This window comes from Endozoicomonas atrinae (genome assembly GCF_001647025.1).
GTDB lineage: Bacteria > Pseudomonadota > Gammaproteobacteria > Pseudomonadales > Endozoicomonadaceae > Endozoicomonas > Endozoicomonas atrinae.
In genome coordinates, this window is the sequence record NZ_LUKQ02000046.1 from 15,719 (window position 1) to 33,161 (window position 17,443).

19 protein-coding genes are annotated in these 17,443 nt (G+C 51.2%); 14 read left to right on the forward strand and 5 right to left on the reverse strand.

Annotation, left to right across the window (positions count from 1 at the left end):
* The first annotated feature begins 148 nt into the window (after nucleotides 1-148).
* Nucleotides 149-775, forward strand: a complete 627-nt coding sequence (locus AK963_RS08815; protein WP_066015095.1) for a TetR family transcriptional regulator — start codon at nucleotides 149-151, stop codon at nucleotides 773-775.
* On the opposite strand, the gene narL is transcribed toward AK963_RS08815, so the two are convergent.
* Together narL and AK963_RS08825 are read right to left on the reverse strand one after the other, a co-directional pair.
* Nucleotides 770-1,429 carry a two-component system response regulator NarL gene (narL, locus tag AK963_RS08820; RefSeq protein WP_066015096.1) on the reverse strand — a complete coding sequence of 220 codons (660 nt, stop codon included), beginning with the start codon at nucleotides 1,427-1,429 and terminating at the stop codon, nucleotides 770-772. The two genes, AK963_RS08815 and narL, sit on opposite strands and share 6 nt — an antisense overlap.
* A complete protein-coding gene (locus AK963_RS08825) occupies nucleotides 1,422-3,290 on the reverse strand; it encodes a histidine kinase (protein WP_066015097.1) in 1,869 nt (622 codons plus the stop codon). The genes narL and AK963_RS08825 overlap by 8 nt, the downstream gene beginning before the upstream one ends.
* Nucleotides 3,291-3,578: 288 nt before the next feature.
* On the opposite strand from AK963_RS08825, the gene napF reads away from it, so the two are divergent.
* From napF to AK963_RS08865, 8 genes are read left to right on the forward strand one after another with little or no spacing between them, the layout of a single operon-like run.
* Nucleotides 3,579-4,130, forward strand: coding sequence for a ferredoxin-type protein NapF (gene napF / locus AK963_RS08830; protein WP_066015098.1), 552 nt, complete (start codon nucleotides 3,579-3,581; stop codon nucleotides 4,128-4,130).
* Complete coding sequence (locus tag AK963_RS08835; RefSeq protein WP_066015099.1) at nucleotides 4,127-4,378, forward strand: chaperone NapD; 252 nt, start codon at nucleotides 4,127-4,129, stop codon at nucleotides 4,376-4,378. The genes napF and AK963_RS08835 overlap by 4 nt, the downstream gene beginning before the upstream one ends.
* A gap of 4 nt (nucleotides 4,379-4,382) precedes the next feature.
* Complete coding sequence (napA, locus tag AK963_RS08840; RefSeq protein ID WP_238593676.1) at nucleotides 4,383-6,893, forward strand: nitrate reductase catalytic subunit NapA; 2,511 nt, start codon at nucleotides 4,383-4,385, stop codon at nucleotides 6,891-6,893.
* A gap of 40 nt (nucleotides 6,894-6,933) precedes the next feature.
* Nucleotides 6,934-7,704 (forward strand): ferredoxin-type protein NapG, encoded by a 771-nt coding sequence (napG, locus tag AK963_RS08845; protein WP_066015100.1) that lies wholly within the window; start codon nucleotides 6,934-6,936, stop codon nucleotides 7,702-7,704.
* Nucleotides 7,701-8,591, forward strand: coding sequence for a quinol dehydrogenase ferredoxin subunit NapH (gene napH / locus AK963_RS08850; RefSeq protein ID WP_066015101.1), 891 nt, complete (start codon nucleotides 7,701-7,703; stop codon nucleotides 8,589-8,591). The genes napG and napH overlap by 4 nt, the downstream gene beginning before the upstream one ends.
* Nucleotides 8,591-9,130 (forward strand): nitrate reductase cytochrome c-type subunit, encoded by a 540-nt coding sequence (locus AK963_RS08855; protein ID WP_202969745.1) that lies wholly within the window; start codon nucleotides 8,591-8,593, stop codon nucleotides 9,128-9,130. Before napH ends, AK963_RS08855 begins: the two co-directional genes overlap by 1 nt.
* A 24-nt stretch (nucleotides 9,131-9,154) precedes the next feature.
* On the forward strand, nucleotides 9,155-9,769 hold the full coding sequence (locus AK963_RS08860) for a NapC/NirT family cytochrome c (RefSeq protein WP_026258320.1): 615 nt from the start codon (nucleotides 9,155-9,157) through the stop codon (nucleotides 9,767-9,769).
* Nucleotides 9,770-9,798: 29 nt separating this feature from the next.
* The gene (locus AK963_RS08865; RefSeq protein ID WP_066015102.1) at nucleotides 9,799-9,927 is read left to right on the forward strand and encodes a TIGR02808 family protein; all 129 of its coding nucleotides are present in this window, start codon (nucleotides 9,799-9,801) and stop codon (nucleotides 9,925-9,927) included.
* Nucleotides 9,928-9,968: 41 nt separating this feature from the next.
* On the opposite strand, the gene AK963_RS08870 is transcribed toward AK963_RS08865, so the two are convergent.
* Nucleotides 9,969-10,946 (reverse strand): AraC family transcriptional regulator, encoded by a 978-nt coding sequence (locus AK963_RS08870; protein ID WP_066015103.1) that lies wholly within the window; start codon nucleotides 10,944-10,946, stop codon nucleotides 9,969-9,971.
* A 126-nt stretch (nucleotides 10,947-11,072) separates the two neighbouring features.
* On the opposite strand from AK963_RS08870, the gene AK963_RS08875 reads away from it, so the two are divergent.
* Genes AK963_RS08875 through AK963_RS08890 form a run of 4 tightly spaced genes read left to right on the forward strand, consistent with a single transcriptional unit; the run spans nucleotide 11,073 to nucleotide 15,106 of the window.
* Nucleotides 11,073-12,407, forward strand: coding sequence for a flavin-containing monooxygenase (locus AK963_RS08875; protein ID WP_066015104.1), 1,335 nt, complete (start codon nucleotides 11,073-11,075; stop codon nucleotides 12,405-12,407).
* Nucleotides 12,407-13,324: a bile acid:sodium symporter family protein gene (locus AK963_RS08880; RefSeq protein ID WP_066015105.1), complete on the forward strand. Its 918-nt coding sequence runs from the start codon at nucleotides 12,407-12,409 to the stop codon at nucleotides 13,322-13,324. The genes AK963_RS08875 and AK963_RS08880 overlap by 1 nt, the downstream gene beginning before the upstream one ends.
* Nucleotides 13,311-14,255 carry an SDR family oxidoreductase gene (locus tag AK963_RS08885; RefSeq protein ID WP_066015106.1) on the forward strand — a complete coding sequence of 315 codons (945 nt, stop codon included), beginning with the start codon at nucleotides 13,311-13,313 and terminating at the stop codon, nucleotides 14,253-14,255. Before AK963_RS08880 ends, AK963_RS08885 begins: the two co-directional genes overlap by 14 nt.
* The gene (locus AK963_RS08890) at nucleotides 14,252-15,106 is read left to right on the forward strand and encodes an SDR family NAD(P)-dependent oxidoreductase (RefSeq protein WP_066015107.1); all 855 of its coding nucleotides are present in this window, start codon (nucleotides 14,252-14,254) and stop codon (nucleotides 15,104-15,106) included. Before AK963_RS08885 ends, AK963_RS08890 begins: the two co-directional genes overlap by 4 nt.
* Nucleotides 15,107-15,109: 3 nt before the next feature.
* On the opposite strand, the gene AK963_RS08895 is transcribed toward AK963_RS08890, so the two are convergent.
* Entirely contained in the window at nucleotides 15,110-15,511 is a 402-nt protein-coding gene (locus AK963_RS08895; RefSeq protein WP_066015108.1) for a globin, read from the reverse strand.
* 108 nt (nucleotides 15,512-15,619) lie between these two features.
* On the opposite strand from AK963_RS08895, the gene AK963_RS33170 reads away from it, so the two are divergent.
* A complete protein-coding gene (locus AK963_RS33170) occupies nucleotides 15,620-15,856 on the forward strand; it encodes a hypothetical protein (RefSeq protein WP_066015109.1) in 237 nt (78 codons plus the stop codon).
* A gap of 43 nt (nucleotides 15,857-15,899) precedes the next feature.
* Here the strand turns inward: AK963_RS33170 and AK963_RS08905 are convergent, their stop codons facing one another.
* On the reverse strand, nucleotides 15,900-17,207 hold the full coding sequence (locus tag AK963_RS08905) for a hemolysin family protein (RefSeq protein WP_066015110.1): 1,308 nt from the start codon (nucleotides 17,205-17,207) through the stop codon (nucleotides 15,900-15,902).
* Between the last annotated feature and the right edge of the window lie 236 nt (nucleotides 17,208-17,443).

Below are 17,443 nucleotides of genomic sequence, written 5' to 3' on the forward strand. Positions count from 1 at the left end.
GTTTCCTTATTGCGGCAGCAGGACTCCTCTGTGCCAGCAATACTTTATTCCTTTGGTTTGTTAATATGAACAAATGTTCAAATTGGACATATGTTCAATTTGTTTTTATGCTAAGTCAACCAGTACTTATATCGGACAGATGCGGTCAATGAGTTACCTGTCAAAAGATGAAAAGCGCAAGGCCATTCTGGAAGCCACCCTTTCCCTGGTGGTGTCCTGTGGCTTTGCCGGCATAACTGCCCGCAAGGTAGCCGCAGAAATGGGGGCTGCTACAGGCACCATACATCATCATTTTTCGTCTCTGGATGAGTTGAAAACGGAGGTAATCCGTTATGCGGTATCGTCTTCCATGGACTTTGATCTGGAAGCGATTAAAGGATTACCGCCCTACGAAGCCCTGCTGCAGATGCTGTTACCATCAAACTTCCCGGATCGTGAGTTTGAAAACCGGGTATGGCTCAGTGCCGCCGATGAAATGTGGCGTAATGAACAGTTGAAAACCGTCTACTGTGAATCCATGGTCAGCCTGACTGACCTGGTTGAAGGCGTAATTAATGAGGGTAAAGCAATCGGCTTGTTTTACCCCGTGCTGGATAGTCGACAGTGTGCATGGAAGTTACTGGCCACCAGCTTCACACTGTCCAGTTATTCCTATCTGGGTGATAGCAGCCTCAACCTTCAGACGATCGATGAGCTGGTGATCAATGATATTCAGCTGACACTGGGCATGTCGAACATAAAGGACTCAGCAACAATTCCAGGCTCTGGCTTATAAATCAGCATCCGTTACCGTATTGTTTTTTAACACCCACACCGCCGCTTCAACCCGGGAACGGACACCCAGCTTTTTCAACAGTCGTTTTACATGCACTTTGACCGTTCCCTCACTGATCGACAGTTTTCGTCCAATCATTTTATTGGCCATGCCTTCAGCGATCAGATGAAGAACTTCCCTTTCCTTGAAAGTGAGCAGATCCAGCCGGTCTTCCTGCTCCTGTTCCGGCCTGAGCAACGACGCCAGTACTTCCGCCAGTCTGTCATCCACTACCAGCTTGCCACGAGCAGCGTCACCAATTTGAAGCAGTAAATCCTCCGGCTCCATATCTTTCAGCAGGTAGCCGTCGGCTCCGGCCCGGAACATCGCTGCAACATCCTCACGATGCTCGGAAACCGTCAGAACGATCACTTTACTGTCCACGTCTGCGGCTCTCATTGCCTTGAGTGTCTCCAGACCATCCATGCCTTTCATATTCAGATCCAGCAGGATAAGGTCTGGCTCCAGTTTGATCGCTGCTTCCAGCCCGGCTTCCCCACTGCCAGCTTCGGCAATCACATGTAACCCGTCTTCTTCATTGATTAACTGGACCAGGCCCTTTCGCAACAAAGGGTGATCATCAATCAGAAGAATATCGATGGTTTGCTCACTCATAAGTTCTCTCTTCAGATCGCCCGAACTCCAGATACACTTCCGTCCCCCCAGACGATAACCTCCTGGTATCCAGTGTTCCACCCATACTGGCCGCACGCTCACGCATAATGGTTGTCCCATAATGTCCGTGTGCTGAGGGTTTGTTCTCAATACCACAACCGTCGTCAGTTACGGTAATGCCCAGTGACCCGTCACTGGTTAAAAAACAGCTGACCCTGGCCTCACTGGCTTTCGCATGTTTTACCACATTCATCAGCGCTTCCCGCACAATCTGCAGGGCATGAATCTGGTCATGGGCACCGATGCTGGAAAAGCGAAGTTGATAATCCAGCTGGAAATGAATGTCTGGTGAGCGCTGCGAGAATTCTTCCAGCGTCTTTTGCAGAGCCTGTTCAAGACCTCCCTCAGAAAGAGTCAGCCTGAAGGTTTTCAACAGTTCCCGTAACTGGGCATAAGCATTGTTGGTGCCTTCCCTTAGCTCATCAAGGATCTGTACAACCGATGGGTGGACTTCCGACTTTTCCAGTTGTCGCCTGATGCGCAGTACCTGAATTTTCTGATAAGACAGTGCCTGGGCCAGTGAATCATGGAGCTCTCTGGCAATTACCGCCCTTTCCTCCATCAACAACATCCGTCGCTCATGGGTTCTGGAGCGGCTCTGGTCAATGGAAGTGGCGATAATATCGGCAAAGGTCTGCAGCCATTGCTGGCTCTCTTCGGGCAGCTCAATGGTTGAACCGGCGGTTACTTTCAAAAAACCAAAACGGTGCTGCCTGGACAACAGAGCAAACTGCCATGATTTCGGTTCAGGCAATGACCCTCCCACCGCTTTATTCAGACAGTCCGCACAATGCTCTCCGACACAGGGCTTTTTGCGGTCACTGGCAATTTTCTGCAAACGACTACTGTCTTCGGTATCAGAAAGACACAGGTAACAATCCTCCAACCCAAGTAACTCCTGCCATTCCCTGGCCAGAGAAGCCACCAGGTGCTCATCGTATGGATTTGTTGCCAGGTTTCTGGATGCTTTGTACAACAGCTCAAGGGCATGATTGGACTGGGCAAGTGCGTATGTCTGCTCTTTCACTTTTTCTTCCAATCGGTCATACAGGTTCCCGAGTTCCAGGGCCATCCCGCGAAAGGTCCGGGTCAGGTTTCCTATTTCATTACTGGCCTGATAATTCAGCCCCAGTTCACTGAACTGACCATTTCGAATAAGGCCTGCGGCATTTCCCAGGTCATCCATTGGCTTTAGAAGATGGCGGTTAATAAAACGGATCGTCATTAACGCCATGGTGAGAATGACTGCCAGCACAAACAATGCCGTTAAAAACAGTTGCTGTAGCTTCTGCTCGGTATGCAGCTGAAGTGAGTTCACCATATTATCGATATGATCAACAAACTCCGGCACCTGATAAACAAACTTTTCGTAGCCCTGAGGGTCAGCCAGCAGTGGCTTCATCTGTGAGAACCATTGATTGGCCACCAGCCGATAGGCCTCCCCCAGACCTCCCCGATCATCCAGTAATCTTCTCAGCGGTTCGCTGTTGATGCTGTTGTCATAGATATCAATTAACCGGTTGAGCGTGCTCGGACTGATCAGTTCAGGAATCAGTACATGTTCAGCCAGTCGCCAGGACTGCATGCGCAATGAACCAGAGATATTAATCGCCGCAGCATCACTTTCAGTCACAAGGGCAAACCATAGTGAGCTTCCCACACTGACCAGAGCCAGAAGACAGATGCCAGCTATAACCAGCAGGGCTTTCTGCCGCAGAGAGCCAATGCGACTTTTTTCCTGCTCCTGATCAGAGCCAAAGACTAATTGATCCAGATCAACATCCCCTGCAGTTGAAGGCATATACCTCTTATTTTCCCACTTATTTCATAAGAGCCCCACATACAGCAAGGCCTGCACTCAAATAAAGCCTGAATTAAGAGATTCCCTTGTTTTTTAACACTATTTTTCTGACAGGGAGAATCATAACCTGTAAAGGGCCTTCAACCTCATACCTCTTTAGGGGTACACAACCTGTACCCCTCCCCTGCTACCACGGTTTACACCATCTTTACCCTTTTTACACAGAGATTATCATCTTCATAAAAGCAACAGCCAACGTCTAATACCAAACAAAAGATACCGATCACCATGGGGGCAGGCAACCTGATTTCACGACGTCGTTTCTTAACCGGCAGCCAGCAGAAAGGCTCTACTTTCCGTCCTCCCTGGACGCCGCCAGAAGGTGAGTTTGTCGACCAGTGCCGTCGTTGTGATGACTGCATTGCCGTTTGTGAAACAGGCCTTCTAAAAAAAGGCAGCGGTGGCTTTCCAGAGGCAGACTTTTCACAGGCAGGTTGCTCTTTCTGTGGCTCCTGCAGTGATGCCTGTCAGCACAATGTCATTCAAAAAAACGTTATTCAAGAAACCGAAGGCGCTCCCTGGAATATCCTGGCCACGATCAATTCACAATGTCTGGCACTGAACCGGGTGCACTGCCGGACCTGTCAGGAAACCTGCGAAGCCAGAGCCATCAGCTTCACGATTAAAGCCGGTGGTGTGGCCATTCCCAGCATCAATACCGACCAGTGTACCGGCTGTGGTGAGTGTGTCTCCCTCTGTCCGATAACAGCCATTTCCATGATTTCAAATTCAGAACAACCATTTTCAGAAAAAACACGGGCCAGAGGGATTTGTGAATGATTCAACCTGCAGAAATCTGCGCCATCTCCGGCGTTGTTGTCCGGGCCCTGCCAGAGCAGTTAACAGACGTCACCCGGCAACTGGAAGCCTTGCCAGGTGTTGAGGTTCACGCCTGTGATCCGCAGGGAAAACTGGTGGTTACCGTTGAAGAGTTACCCGGTGAAAAGCTGATGGTTGACCGGCTGACCGAAATTAATGCTGTGGCGGGAGTGTTGTCTGCTGCACTGATATATGCGCATCAGGAGTAAACAGATGGATATAAAGCAAAGTCGAAGGGACTTTATAAAAAGCAGTGCTATCGCTGCCACCGCAGCAGCTGCTGGAGTCAGTACACCAGCAGCTGCCACCAATCTGATCACCAGCAGCAAGGCAACGGAAATCAAGTGGGACAAAGCGCCCTGCCGTTTCTGCGGTACCGGCTGTTCCGTTCTGGTAGGCAGTAAGGATGGACGTGTCGTCGCCACCCAGGGGGATCCGGAAGCACCGGTTAACCGTGGTCTGAACTGCATCAAGGGCTACTTCCTGTCCAAGATCATGTACGGCTCTGACCGCCTGCAGACACCACTGCTTAGGATGAAAAATGGCGAATTCCATAAAGAGGGTGAATTCACACCCATCACCTGGGACCAGGCGTTTGACATCATGGCTGACAAGTGGAAAGCCGCCATTGCCAAAACCCGTAACTCACCCGAGATGCCCGCTGTCGGCATGTTTGGTTCCGGCCAGTGGACCGTCTGGGAAGGCTATGCTGCGGCAAAATTAATGAAAGCCGGTTTCCGCAGTAACCATATTGATCCTAACGCCCGCCATTGCATGGCATCCGCTGTCGTCGGCTTTATGCGTACCTTTGGCATGGATGAGCCAATGGGCTGTTATGACGATTTCGAAAAAGCCGATGCATTTGTGCTCTGGGGCTCCAATATGGCAGAGATGCACCCGGTACTCTGGTCACGCCTGACCGACCGCCGTCTCTCCAGCGACCAGGTCAATGTATCCGTTCTGTCGACGTTCAAACACCGCTCCTTTGAACTGGCCGACATTGGCATGGTATTTACCCCCCATACCGATCTGGCTATTGGTAACTATATTGCCAATTACATCATCCAGAACAATGCCGTCGATAAAGACTTCGTCAAGAAGCACACTCGTTTCCGCAGCGGTGTCACCGATATCGGCTATGGCCTTCGTCCAGACCACCCATTGGAAAAGCAAGCCAAAAACCCCGGCAACGGTGGTTCTGAAGAGATTACCTTTGATCAGTTCGCGGCCTTTGTCAGCGAATACACCGCAGAGAAAGCATCGAAACTGTCTGGCGTACCGGTAGATCAGCTGGAAGCCCTGGCCAAGCTGTATGCCGATCCCAAGGTCAAGGTGATGTCCCTCTGGACCATGGGTGTTAACCAGCACACCCGCGGTGTCTGGATGAACAACATCATTTACAACCTGCACCTGCTCACCGGCAAGATTTCCAAGCCTGGCTGTGGTCCTTTCTCCCTGACCGGTCAGCCTTCTGCCTGTGGTACTGCCCGTGAAGTGGGTACTTTTGCTCACCGACTGCCTGCAGATATGGTGGTAGCCAACAAGAAACACCGGGATTTTGCCGAAAAAGTATGGAAGCTCCCTGAAGGTACTATTCCTGCCAAGGTGGGTTACCACGCTGTATTGCAAAACCGTATGCTGAAAGATGGCAAACTGAATGCCTATTGGGTGATGTGTAACAACAATATGCAGACCGCACCCAATATGAATAATGAAGGCCTGCCCGGCTATCGCAATCCTGAAAACTTTGTCGTCGTTTCCGACCCTTATCCGACGGTAACAGCACAGGCCGCTGACCTGATTCTACCGACAGCCATGTGGGTAGAGAAAGAAGGTGCCTATGGCAATGCTGAGCGCCGGACCCAGTTCTGGTATCAGCAGGTAGCACCGCAGGGCGACGCTAAATCAGACCTCTGGCAGCTGATGGAGTTTTCCAAACGCTTCAAGGTAGAAGAAGTCTGGTCCGACGAGTTGCTTGCCAAGGCGCCTGAACTGAAGGGCAAAACCCTGTTTGACGTCCTCTATGCCAATGGACAGGGTGATAAATACAGCCTAGATGAGATTCCCGCCGACCGTCTAAACGACGAGAGCCGTGATTTTGGTTTCTATGTTCAAAAAGGCCTGTTTGAAGAGTACGCCACCTTTGGGCGTGGCAAGGCCCATGACCTGGCGTCATTCGACCTTTATCACCAGTCCCGTGGTCTCCGCTGGCCAGTGGTTAATGGCAAGGAAACTCTGTGGCGCTACCGCGAAGGCTATGACCCGTATGTGAAAGCCGGTGAAGAAGTCAGCTTCTACGGAAAACCAGACGGCAAAGCCTGGCTGTTTGCCCTGCCCTACGAGCCACCTCATGAAGCACCGGATGAAGAGTATGACCTCTGGCTATCTACCGGTCGTGTGCTGGAGCACTGGCACTCAGGCTCTATGACCCGCCGGGTACCTGAGCTTTATCGTTCATTCCCCGATGCCGTGGTTTACATGCATCCTGACGATGCCAAATCACGTGGTCTGCGTCGCGGCATGGAAGCAAAAGTCGTGACCCGTTATGGCGTAGTTCGTACCCGTGTGGAAACCAGGGGCCGGAACACTCCTCCAAAAGGACTGGTGTTTATGCCGTTCTTTGATGCAGGGCAGCTGGTGAACAAACTGATACTGGATGCCACTGACCCGTTATCGAAAGAAACGGACTACAAAAAAACAGCGGCAAAAATCGTTAGAGCCTGAAACAGCCGTAAGCCATGAGTAGCTCTAAGTCAGGAATCGTATGAGCAAGAACAAACCCAGCCAGCATGACAGTCGTACAATAAGCCGGCGTCGTTTTATTGCAGGCACAGCCCAGGCCGCCTGTGCTGTCAGTCTGTTGGGTTTGGGGCTGAGCTGGGTTGGCAGCAAGTCCAGCTCTCCGGAAGCTCAGGCTCTGCGCCCACCCGGCGCACTGCCGGAAGATGAGTTTCTGGCGTCCTGTCTGCGCTGCGGTATCTGTGTCAGAGATTGCCCATACGATGTGCTGAAACTGGCGCAACCGGAAGACCCGGTTGCCTCCGGTACGCCGTACTTTGAAGCCAGGGAAAATCCCTGCCTGATGTGCGAAGACATTCCCTGTATCACCAACTGCCCAAGTGGTTCGCTGTCACCGGAACTGACGGATATTAACGATGCCCGGATGGGACTGGCGGTTCTTATTGATCGTGAGAACTGCCTGAACCTGCAGGGGCTTCGCTGTGATGTCTGCTATCGCGTCTGCCCCCGCATTGATGAAGCCATTACCCTGCAGCTGAGCCGCAACACACGCACCAATGTTCACGCGATTTTTGAACCGGTCGTGCATTCTGATGCCTGCACCGGTTGTGGAAAATGCGAACAGGCCTGTGTGCTGGATGAAGCGGCCATCAAGGTAGTGCCTCATAAACTGGCCCAGGGAGAACTGGGGAGCCACTATCGGCTGGGCTGGAAGGAAGAGGAACGCACCGGTACGCAGCTGGTTCCCCGCAACCTGAAATTACCGGCGCATCGACCTGCAGGAGAAGGATCATGAGTGCCGTAACATCACGAAGCAACTGGAAGAAATGGCGTTTTCTTCTGCTCCGTCGATTTTGCCAGCTGATGGTACCAACCCTCTTTCTGGCATCCCCATACATGGTGCAATGGACCGGTGACACACTGCTGATCAACGGAAACCTGTCGTCCAGTTTAACCCTGGGTATTCTGCCGATGAGTGACCCTCTGGCCGTACTGCAAGGGCTACTGGCTGGTCACCCAATGGTAGCCCAGGGACTGATTGGTGCCGGTGTTGTCATTCTTCTCTATGGTTTGCTTGGTGGCCGGAGTTTCTGCAGCTGGGTTTGCCCGATCAACCCGATCACAGACCTGGCCGCCTGGCTCAGGAAGAAGCTGGGAATCCGCAACAGTCATAAGCTGTCCAGAAGCAGCCGCTACTGGATTCTGGCCATGGTACTGGTGCTGCCACTGGTGACTGGAATGATTGTCTGGGAGCTGTTCAACCCGGTCAGCCAAATGATCCGAGGCCTTCTGTTTGGCATGGGAGCGGGCTGGTATCTGATTGCTGCCGTGTTTCTGCTGGATTTCCTGATCAGTGCCCGTGGCTGGTGTGGTCACCTCTGCCCACTGGGCGGATTTTACGGATTGCTTGGACGCCTCAGTCCTCTGCAGGTCAGTGCCACAGAGCGCAAACACTGCAATGACTGCATGGACTGCTATGCCATCTGCCCCGAACCACACATTCTCCCGGCAGCCCTTAAGGAAAAAAAGGGCGACAGCCCGGTACTGAACAAGAGTGACTGCACCCGCTGCGGTCGCTGTATTGATGTCTGTGAAAAGAACGTCTTTTCCTTCCAGGCATCCTTTAACCATCAAATCATCGCATCAACCCGGCCAGATAACCGGGTTGTGGACTCTGAATAATGACTGACCAGGAAGGCGGAGACACTGCCATGAGCCAACCCATGACTACCACTACGAGAATGAAAAGCATACTCAAATCAGGCCATCTTCGTGCATTGAAAACACTCGGCAAAGGACTGATGGCCTGCTTTTTTTCAATCACGATAAGCACCGTTGCGATGGCTGAGACGGGTGGTATCGACTCACTGAGAACCATCGACCTCTCCACCGAAGCCCCTGCCGAAGCCATGAAAAAGGTCCTGGAGAGTGACACGACCTTTCACCGTGATTTTATTGAGCAACCGCCACTGATTCCTCATGACATTCGCGGTTACACAGTCAATAAAGACGTCAATACCTGTCTGCAATGCCACAGCTGGAAGAATGCCAGCAAATGGGGAGCTACCCGAATCAGCGTCACCCACTTCTATGACAGGGATGGCAAACAACGTGCGGATGTCGCCCCTAACCGTTACTTCTGTCTGCAGTGCCATGTGCCACAGGCGGATACAGCGCCGCTGCAGAAGAATAATTTTGAGCCGGTTGATTCCCTGAAGTAAGGACGCGTCCAGGTAAAGGTGAACATGATGAGTAAGGACTTTTTTCTGAAACGCTACTGGAAAATGCTGACCACACCGGCCGGCAAAATATCCATGGGTGTTATTCTCGCTTTCGGCTTTGTTGCAGGCATTATCTTCTGGGGCGGTTTCAATACCGGCATGGAGAAAACCAATACAGAAGAATTCTGTATCAGCTGTCATGAAATGGAAGACAATGTCTTTGAAGAGTACAAAGCCACCATTCACTACAATAACCGTTCCGGTGTCAGAGCCGTCTGCTCCGATTGCCACGTACCCAAGGAGTGGACACCCAAGCTGGTAAGAAAGATTCAGGCCAGCAAAGAGCTCTGGGGTAAAATGACGGGCAAAATTGATACCCATGAAAAGTTTGTGGCACATCGTCGTGAAATGGCTGAACGTGAATGGGCCCGGATGAAGGCTAATGATTCGCAGGAGTGCCGGAACTGTCACAATTTCGACTATATGGACTTTTCCGAACAGTCTGCCAGAGCGATGGAGAGTCACACCAAGGCCTTCCTGGGAACGGACAAGATGCTTCCTACCGGTGAGACCTGTATTGACTGCCACAAGGGTATTGCCCACGAGCTGCCTAATATGCATGGTATTGAGGGCTGGTAAGCAGCCCCAGCGAAAGCAAGGAGAATACAATGAGCACACTGGAGTCTTTTATCTGGCACTTCCTGGGCTATGCAGCCATGCCGGCTATTTTTATCGGTGGGTTTATCGCTACAGCCCTGGTTTTCTGCTTCTTAATGGATAAAGCAGGAAAAGAGTAACACCCCCTAGATTCAGGCCCTGGTAAAGCAGGGCCTGACACTCATTCGCAGCAATACTCCCCTGGTGTTATGCCCGTCCAGCGTTTGAACGCTTTGTTGAACGCACTCTCATCATGAAAACCCAGTCGTGCTGCCAGATCACTTCCGGAAACCCCTTCAGCCATCAGTGCTTTTGCCATTTCAAGCCGGGTCTGATCAGACAACAGTTTGAAGGTAATACCTTCCCGGGACAGCGTACGGTTCAGGTGCCGGCCACTGATACCGAACTGCTCGGCCACTTTTTCTTTTCCCCAGTTCGGGTGTGCTGTAAGAATACGGACGACCCGGGTTCGAAAATCCCGTTCCTGCATATCGGTCAGCGCCTGATCGGCCAGCTGTCGCATCTGGGCATACAGTGATTTATTGGCCTGCACCAATGGCAGTGCATACTGTGACCGTGGAAAGACCATGGCATCAGCCAGTTGCTCAAATCGAACCGGGCACCCAAGCATTGCTTCATACCGCTCAGGCGTCATTAATGGCGCATGCTGGAACGAGATATAGGCAGGTTCAAATCGATTATCGGTAAGATAGCGGGCTAACTGGACCAGCGTGGCCATGACCGCTTCCACCCGGATGGTTCGACAGACATTATGGAAGGGGGAATAAATAAGCCGGCAGCTCACCTCGTCTTCCATGGAAAGAAACTCCCCGCCCTCCCCGACAATAGGATGGTAAGTGATCAGTGCGTCCAGCGCGTCTTCCAGCGTGTCACAGCTCAGCAGAAGAAAACCAACAATATCCAGATTCCCCGGCTGAACATAACGCCCAAGCCGCAGACCCAGATCCGGCTCAGAATACGCGTCAATCAGAGAGCGCCAGAGACGATCCTGTAACGGCATCGGCACCCGGGCGTGCTGGCTGATCTCTTCAATAATGCCGCTCAGGTCGTCAGAAACCTTCAACCCAGAGTCTTCCAACGTCCGCACAATGGCCTTGGTAAACTGCTGCGTAACTGTGGGATGTCCCGAATTAACCATGCCAATGTCCCAAATAATCAAGGTTATTTTGCTTCCTTACGGGTACATTGTTTGTTAGACAGAAGTCAGGCGTCAACCCAATAAAAATAACAAGAACAATAACAGACGACTGTTAAGGAGTGCTAAATGCTTCCCTATGCCATCATTGGTGCAGGCCCCATGGGTTTATGCACGGCAAGACGGTTAAACCAGTATCAAATTCCCTGGATCGGCTTTGAGATTCACCGCGACGTGGGTGGCCTGTGGGATATTGATAACCCCACCAGCACCATGTACCAGTCTGCACACCTGATCAGCTCAAAGAAGCAGACCGAGTTTGCCGAACTCCCCATGGATGACTCGGTACCAACCTACCCAAGCCACCAGCACTTGAAAGCGTATTTTCAGAAATACGCCAGACACTTCGACCTGTATCAAGGGTTTCGCTTCGGGCACACCGTCAACAGCATTACCCCCCAGGGCAATCACTGGCGGATCACCGCAGAAACCGATGGTCAGGAAGTATCTTATGACGTTGCCGGTGTCCTGCTGGCCAATGGCACCCTGCATCACCCGAACAGAACCAGCCTGAAGGGTGACTTTTCCGGACAGCACCTCCATGCCGCCCAATACAAGGACCCACAACTGTTCAAAGATAAGCGGGTGCTGATTATTGGCTGTGGCAACAGTGGCTGTGATATTGCCGTTGATGCCGTGCATCAGGCAAAAAGCGTCGATATGTCGGTAAGGCGCGGCTATTACTTCCTGCCTAAATTCATCAAAGGCCAGCCGACGGACAGCCTGGGTGGAAAAATAAAACTGCCAAAACGGTTAAAGCAAATAGTAGACAGCTGGCTGATCCGCATGATTATTGGTAAACCCAGTGATTATGGTCTGCCTGACCCGGATTACCGTCTTTATGAAAGTCACCCGGTCATCAATTCACTGTTTCTTCACCACATCGGTCATGGTGACATCACGCCAAGGCCTGCCATTAAATCCGTTTCAGACAAAATGGTGGAATTCAGTGATGGGTCCAGCCAGGGCTATGACCTCATTCTGGAAGCCACTGGCTATAAACTGCACTACCCGTTTATCGATAAGAAGCACCTGAACTGGCAGGGTTACGCACCTCAGCTTCATCTGAACGTCTTCAATCCTGAACACAATAATATTTTTGTGATGGGAATGGTTGAAGCTGCAGGCCTGGGTTGGCAGGGGCGTGACGACCAGGCCCACCTGGTTGCCCTGTATCTACGACAGAAGCAGGATAAAAAAGCATCGGCAACCGTGTTTGAGCAAAACATCGAACAGCAGTTTGCTGAACGGGTTGTGGGGGGTATGGACTATCTGGAGCTGGAGCGCATGGCCTATTACGTGGATAAAGCCTCATATCTGAAAGCCATACACCAGGGAATTCGTCTGTTGCAGAGAGACTACTCCGATAACGATAACCTGTTCACGCAGGCGGAGGCTTTTTGATGCTCACTGACGTTCAAATCCACTTCGATCCCCAGAGCCTGATACTGCTGAACGGTATTCTGGCCCTGATGATGTTTGGCGTTTCACTGACGCTGAAACCGGATGATTTCAAACAGATTCTCCGCTCTCCCATTGCCCCCACTATCGGTCTGCTGGCCCAGTTTATGGTGCTGCCTGCCGCCACGGCCCTGGTGACCTGGTTCTTTGATATTGATCCTGAGCTGGCACTGGGCATGATTCTGGTGGCTTCCTGCCCGGGTGGTTCATTCAGCAATATCATGACCCATATTGGACGGGGCAATGTGGCTGTATCTGTCTCCATGACCGCGGTTTCCAGTCTGGCCGCCATTGTCATGACGCCCTTTAACTTTGTCCTCTACGGTCAGCTGAACCCGGTCACCCGTCCTTTAATCCAGGAGATCGCCATTCAGCCCTTTGAACTCTTCCTGCTGGTGACGCTGGTGCTGGCCATTCCGCTCCTGCTGGGCATGGTGATCGGGCAACTGTTCCCCAGGTTTGCCGAACGATCGGACACACCGTTCCGGTTTCTATCACTGCTGGTCTTTATGGTCTTTATCGTGATCGCAGTGTCCAACAATGTTGGCGTGTTTATCGAGCACATGGGCAGCTTTGCTTTACTGGTCGTGGCACACAATGCCCTCGCCCTGTTGATCGGTATGATCAGCGGATACCTGGCCCGGCTGAATACGCCAGATAGGCGGGCAGTGACGCTGGAGGTCGGCATTCAGAATTCAGGACTGGCATTGGGCATTCTGTTCACCTTCTTCCCGCAATACGGAGGAATGCTGATTATTGCCGCCTTCTGGGGTGTTCTGCATCTGGTGACGGGGTTAAGCCTCGCACTGATCTGGAATGCACGCTCTGATGCTAGGGAGGCTCGCTATGCCAACAGCTAACCGAATTCTGATTACCGGCGCTGCCGGCTATATCGGCCATCAAGTGGGGAATGCCCTGGCCAGGGCCCAGGTTGTGATTGGCTGTGATATTCGACCCAATACGGCGGCTGACTTCCCCATCGAAATAATGGATATCTGCGATGCTTCCCTGGTTGAGCTCTTACGCAGTCAGCAAATTACCCATGTGGTTCATCTGGCCAGTGTTCTGGAAGCCAGTGAAGACCGCGAGCGTGACTACCGTATCGATGTAGAAGGCACCCGTAATGTGATTGAAGCCTGCCTGCAGGCCGGTGTACATCATTTAACCGTCACCAGCAGTGGCGCGGCCTATGGCTATCATGCGGATAATGATCCCTGGTTACAGGAAAGCTCGCCACTGCGCGGCAACTATGAGTTTGCCTATTCGTGGCATAAGCGCCTGGTGGAGGAGATGCTTGAACAATACCGGGTGGATTATCCGGGTTTGAAGCAGCTGATCCTCCGCCCGGGAACCGTACTTGGCAGAAACACCCGTAACTTGATCACCAACCTGTTCCTGAAAAAACACATACTGACCATTAAAGGGTCTGACTCCCCTTTCGTGTTTATCTGGGATGAGGATGTGGTTCAGATTATCTGTGATGGGGTTCTGCAGCATAAATCCGGTATTTTCAATCTTGCTGGAGACGGTGCTCTCACCTTAAGAGATATTGCGCGCTTCCTTAATAAACCGGTATTTACCCTACCACCGGCCCTGCTCAAGATTGCACTGGCGATCGGTAAAACCATCGGCCTCACCCGCTATGGGCCAGAGCAGCTGAAATTTCTCCGCTACCGCCCGGTGCTGGCCAACGATGCCTTAAAACAGCAGTTCGGCTATACCCCGAAAAAAACGTCAGCGGAAGTGTTCCAGCTGTTTACTGAACACCTTGATAGGGAGGCAACGCAATGATGGACACACCCGTTGCCCTGATCACCGGCGCGGCCAATGGGTTGGGCTGGGCTCTGTCTCAACAGTTCTGGCAGGCAGGATACAGCTTGTGTCTGGTCGATCTGGACCAGCAGGGGCTGGAGGCAAGAAAAGCATCTCTGCTCGAAATAAGCAGCAGCACTCAGAAAATAGAGCTTTGTGCTGTCAATCTATTGGAGTCAGATGCTATTGAGTGCATTAAAGACACCCTCTCCAGGCGTTTCACGTCTCTTGATGTGCTGGTCAACAATGCCGGTATCACCCACCGTTCACTGGCAAGGGAAACGTCAATAGACGTGATTGAAAAAGTCATGGCCCTGGATTTCCTGGTACCGGTCAAACTCACACAACAGTTGTTTGATCAGTTAGCCAATTCAGGAACCCGGAAAAAGCCGGCAACAATTATCAATATCGGCAGCATGGCGGGCTGGATGCCGGTTATGGCGCGGTCCGGCTATTGCGCAGCCAAGTCTGCGCTGCACCAGTATTTTGAAACGCTGCGGGCAGAAACAGCCCACCTTTCTGTTAACATTCTGATGGTCTACCCCAGCTTTCTGGCGACGGATATTGAGAAGAATGCACTGGCAGGTAATGGCCAGAAGGCAAGCCATGCGCGTTCAACCATAGGGAATATTCAGAGTGCTGAATGGATGGCAAAACAGATCATTCAAGCATGCCATTCGGGCAAAAGCCGTCTGTTTCCCAGTAAAGCCATATTGTTGGCCAGTTTATTCTACCGATGGTTTCCGGGGATTTACCTGAGAATGATGAGCAGGAAGTTCAAATCTGAACTATCTATACCAGCAGAAGTCCAGCAAGTGGCAAACCATTAACCATCAGGAAGCATGGTATTGTTTGATCATATGGTTAATTCCAGGCTGGAGGGTCTCTCTCCAGGCCTGCGCCACTTTCTCATTGAAACGCGGGTCTGTCTGCTCCACTGCCTGAATCATTGAGTCCAGCCACAGCTTATAAAAGTGAGGGGCAATATTGAGATGCTGCCTGTCGTGGTTAATGGCCGTTTTATGAATTGGCGCCGTGTTAATGTTTGCATGCACCATATAGGCAAGAGACTTTAACAGCACTTTCTTTTGAAGCTGCATATCCGTGTGTGAAAATTTGGCTTTCACTTCTTCGGAACTGGAAAGAAATATCCGATAAAAACGGTCCAGAAAATCAGGATCACCGGTACAGCGCTGGAAGCTGTCATTAAATATCGGTGTGTATTCTGTTTCCATCCATGGCTCCCACAGTCAGCTAACTCCTACGAGGTATAGCTATTGTTATACCCTTGAATGCAGCAAGTTCAAACAGCAAGCAGGAAATAAAAACAAAAGAATGGAAGAATGGCAGAGCGTTTTCTCTGCCATTTTACCTTAGAAGTGGTACGTGGCACCGACACTGAAACCACCAATCTCTACAGCATCTCTGTCGTAAAGGTTCATGTACTCAGCATTCAGGCTAGCAGCGTCATTAATGTTGTAATCAACAATACAAAATTAATGAAACAGTACATTCACGCAACGATCACTTTCTGTTTTTTCAAAGTCACTATACCAGTGAAAGATGGGTTCATGCTTTAAGAGTAAACCAATCCCAGATCAACTAAGAGAAGCTATATTCTTCTCAGGTATTAAAGGCATCCCCCAACTTTCGCCTCACCAGTACTTTTTCTGGCCGGTTACCTTCCACCGACAGCAGGATAAATTGCCAGCCTTCCCACTCGACCGATTCGCCAACTTTCGGCATCTCCCCAAGGCACCACATCATCATGCCACTCAGGGTATGGTAACCATGCCTGCTCTCGTCCGGAACGCTGTCCAGTTCGAGCAGATCCCTGAGCACGGCAATCGGTATCAGTCCATCCATAGTCCAGCTGCCATCAACATGCTGTTCAGACCAGTTATCCTCCGGAAGACTCGATTTAAACTCCCCGGCCAGAGCCTCCAGCAGATCACCATGGGTCACAATGCCTTTCAGATCTCCATACTCGTCGACCACAAATACCAGGTGATCATTGCACTGACGGTAAAACTCCAGAAGCCTTGAACCACTCCAGCTTTTGGGGACAAACACCGCCGGTTGAGTCACGGCTTTAATCGCGTTATTATCCCCTGCCCCGCTGAACTTGATGTTCAACAGCTGCTTGGCGGATAACACCCCGATGGGGTTATCCATATCCCCATCAATTACCGGGAAGCGCTCATGACCACAGGCCAGCAGGCACTGCAGGTTCTCATCCAGGGATTTTCGCAGGTCAAACGCCTTCATCTCACTGCGTGGTGTCATCAATGACGAGACTTTCCGATCATCCAGATGGAACACATTCCTCACCATGTCACGCTCATGGGCTTCAATAACCCCACTGCGAGAACCTTCATTAACCAGGGCAAAAATATCTTCTTCGATAATATTCTCTTCCGATTCACCACCGTTTTTGCCCAGCAAACGCAACAGTAAATCCGTTGACCAGGCCAGCAGGGAAACAAAGGGTTTGGAAAGCAGCGCCAGAAGGCTGAGCGGCCTTGCCATCATACGGGCAAACAGTTCCGGGTTAAGCTGCGCCAGTCTTTTGGGCACCAGCTCGCCCACAACAATGGATAAATAGGTAATACCAATAACGACAATCGCCGTCGATGCAGCCGATGCGGTTTTTCTGGAAATATCAAAGGTGGACATATACTCGGCCAGGGGCGCTGCCAGCGCCGCCTCACCGTAGATACCATTCAGCAGACCAATTACCGTGATACCAATCTGCACCGTCGAAAGAAATCGGGTTGGTTCTTCACCCAGCTTGATGGCAGTAGCAGCCCCGGCATCCCCTTTATCAGCCAGCTTTTGCAGACGGCTTTTACGGGCCGATACCAGGGCAATCTCAGACATGGCAAAGACGCCGTTCAGCAGAATCAGCGCAGTCAGTATCAGCACATCCATGAATATACCTCTTGAATCATGCTGAACGGCTCCTTATTTAATCAGCTTGATAGCGTTTGTCAGACTCTGTCGATGGCCCAGTCTGTTTGGTAATAAAACTATAGAACTGACGCGATGTGCGACTTTGTAAGAAGCTATCTCAAATTACTAGCATGATGGTAAGTCCAACTTAAATCTTCAAAATCACACAACTATACGCTTTCCGTTTTTTTAATCTTCGGAAATAAGGTTCTCAA

Coding starts and splice junctions, on each gene's coding strand:
- AK963_RS08880 (WP_066015105.1), top strand. CDS start 12,407: ATGCTCACTGACGTTCAAATCCACTTCGATCCCCAGAGCCTGATACTG.
- napF (WP_066015098.1), top strand. CDS start 3,579: ATGGGGGCAGGCAACCTGATTTCACGACGTCGTTTCTTAACCGGCAGC.
- AK963_RS08815 (WP_066015095.1), top strand. CDS start 149: ATGAGTTACCTGTCAAAAGATGAAAAGCGCAAGGCCATTCTGGAAGCC.
- AK963_RS08865 (WP_066015102.1), top strand. CDS start 9,799: ATGAGCACACTGGAGTCTTTTATCTGGCACTTCCTGGGCTATGCAGCC.
- AK963_RS08875 (WP_066015104.1), top strand. CDS start 11,073: ATGCTTCCCTATGCCATCATTGGTGCAGGCCCCATGGGTTTATGCACG.
- AK963_RS08895 (WP_066015108.1), bottom strand. CDS start 15,511: ATGGAAACAGAATACACACCGATATTTAATGACAGCTTCCAGCGCTGT.
- AK963_RS08885 (WP_066015106.1), top strand. CDS start 13,311: ATGCCAACAGCTAACCGAATTCTGATTACCGGCGCTGCCGGCTATATC.
- AK963_RS08825 (WP_066015097.1), bottom strand. CDS start 3,290: ATGCCTTCAACTGCAGGGGATGTTGATCTGGATCAATTAGTCTTTGGC.
- AK963_RS08890 (WP_066015107.1), top strand. CDS start 14,252: ATGATGGACACACCCGTTGCCCTGATCACCGGCGCGGCCAATGGGTTG.
- napH (WP_066015101.1), top strand. CDS start 7,701: ATGAGTGCCGTAACATCACGAAGCAACTGGAAGAAATGGCGTTTTCTT.
- AK963_RS08870 (WP_066015103.1), bottom strand. CDS start 10,946: ATGGTTAATTCGGGACATCCCACAGTTACGCAGCAGTTTACCAAGGCC.
- AK963_RS08855 (WP_202969745.1), top strand. CDS start 8,591: ATGACTGACCAGGAAGGCGGAGACACTGCCATGAGCCAACCCATGACT.
- napG (WP_066015100.1), top strand. CDS start 6,934: ATGAGCAAGAACAAACCCAGCCAGCATGACAGTCGTACAATAAGCCGG.
- AK963_RS08835 (WP_066015099.1), top strand. CDS start 4,127: ATGATTCAACCTGCAGAAATCTGCGCCATCTCCGGCGTTGTTGTCCGG.
- AK963_RS08860 (WP_026258320.1), top strand. CDS start 9,155: ATGATGAGTAAGGACTTTTTTCTGAAACGCTACTGGAAAATGCTGACC.
- narL (WP_066015096.1), bottom strand. CDS start 1,429: ATGAGTGAGCAAACCATCGATATTCTTCTGATTGATGATCACCCTTTG.
- AK963_RS33170 (WP_066015109.1), top strand. CDS start 15,620: ATGGCAGAGCGTTTTCTCTGCCATTTTACCTTAGAAGTGGTACGTGGC.
- napA (WP_238593676.1), top strand. CDS start 4,383: ATGGATATAAAGCAAAGTCGAAGGGACTTTATAAAAAGCAGTGCTATC.
- AK963_RS08905 (WP_066015110.1), bottom strand. CDS start 17,207: ATGGATGTGCTGATACTGACTGCGCTGATTCTGCTGAACGGCGTCTTT.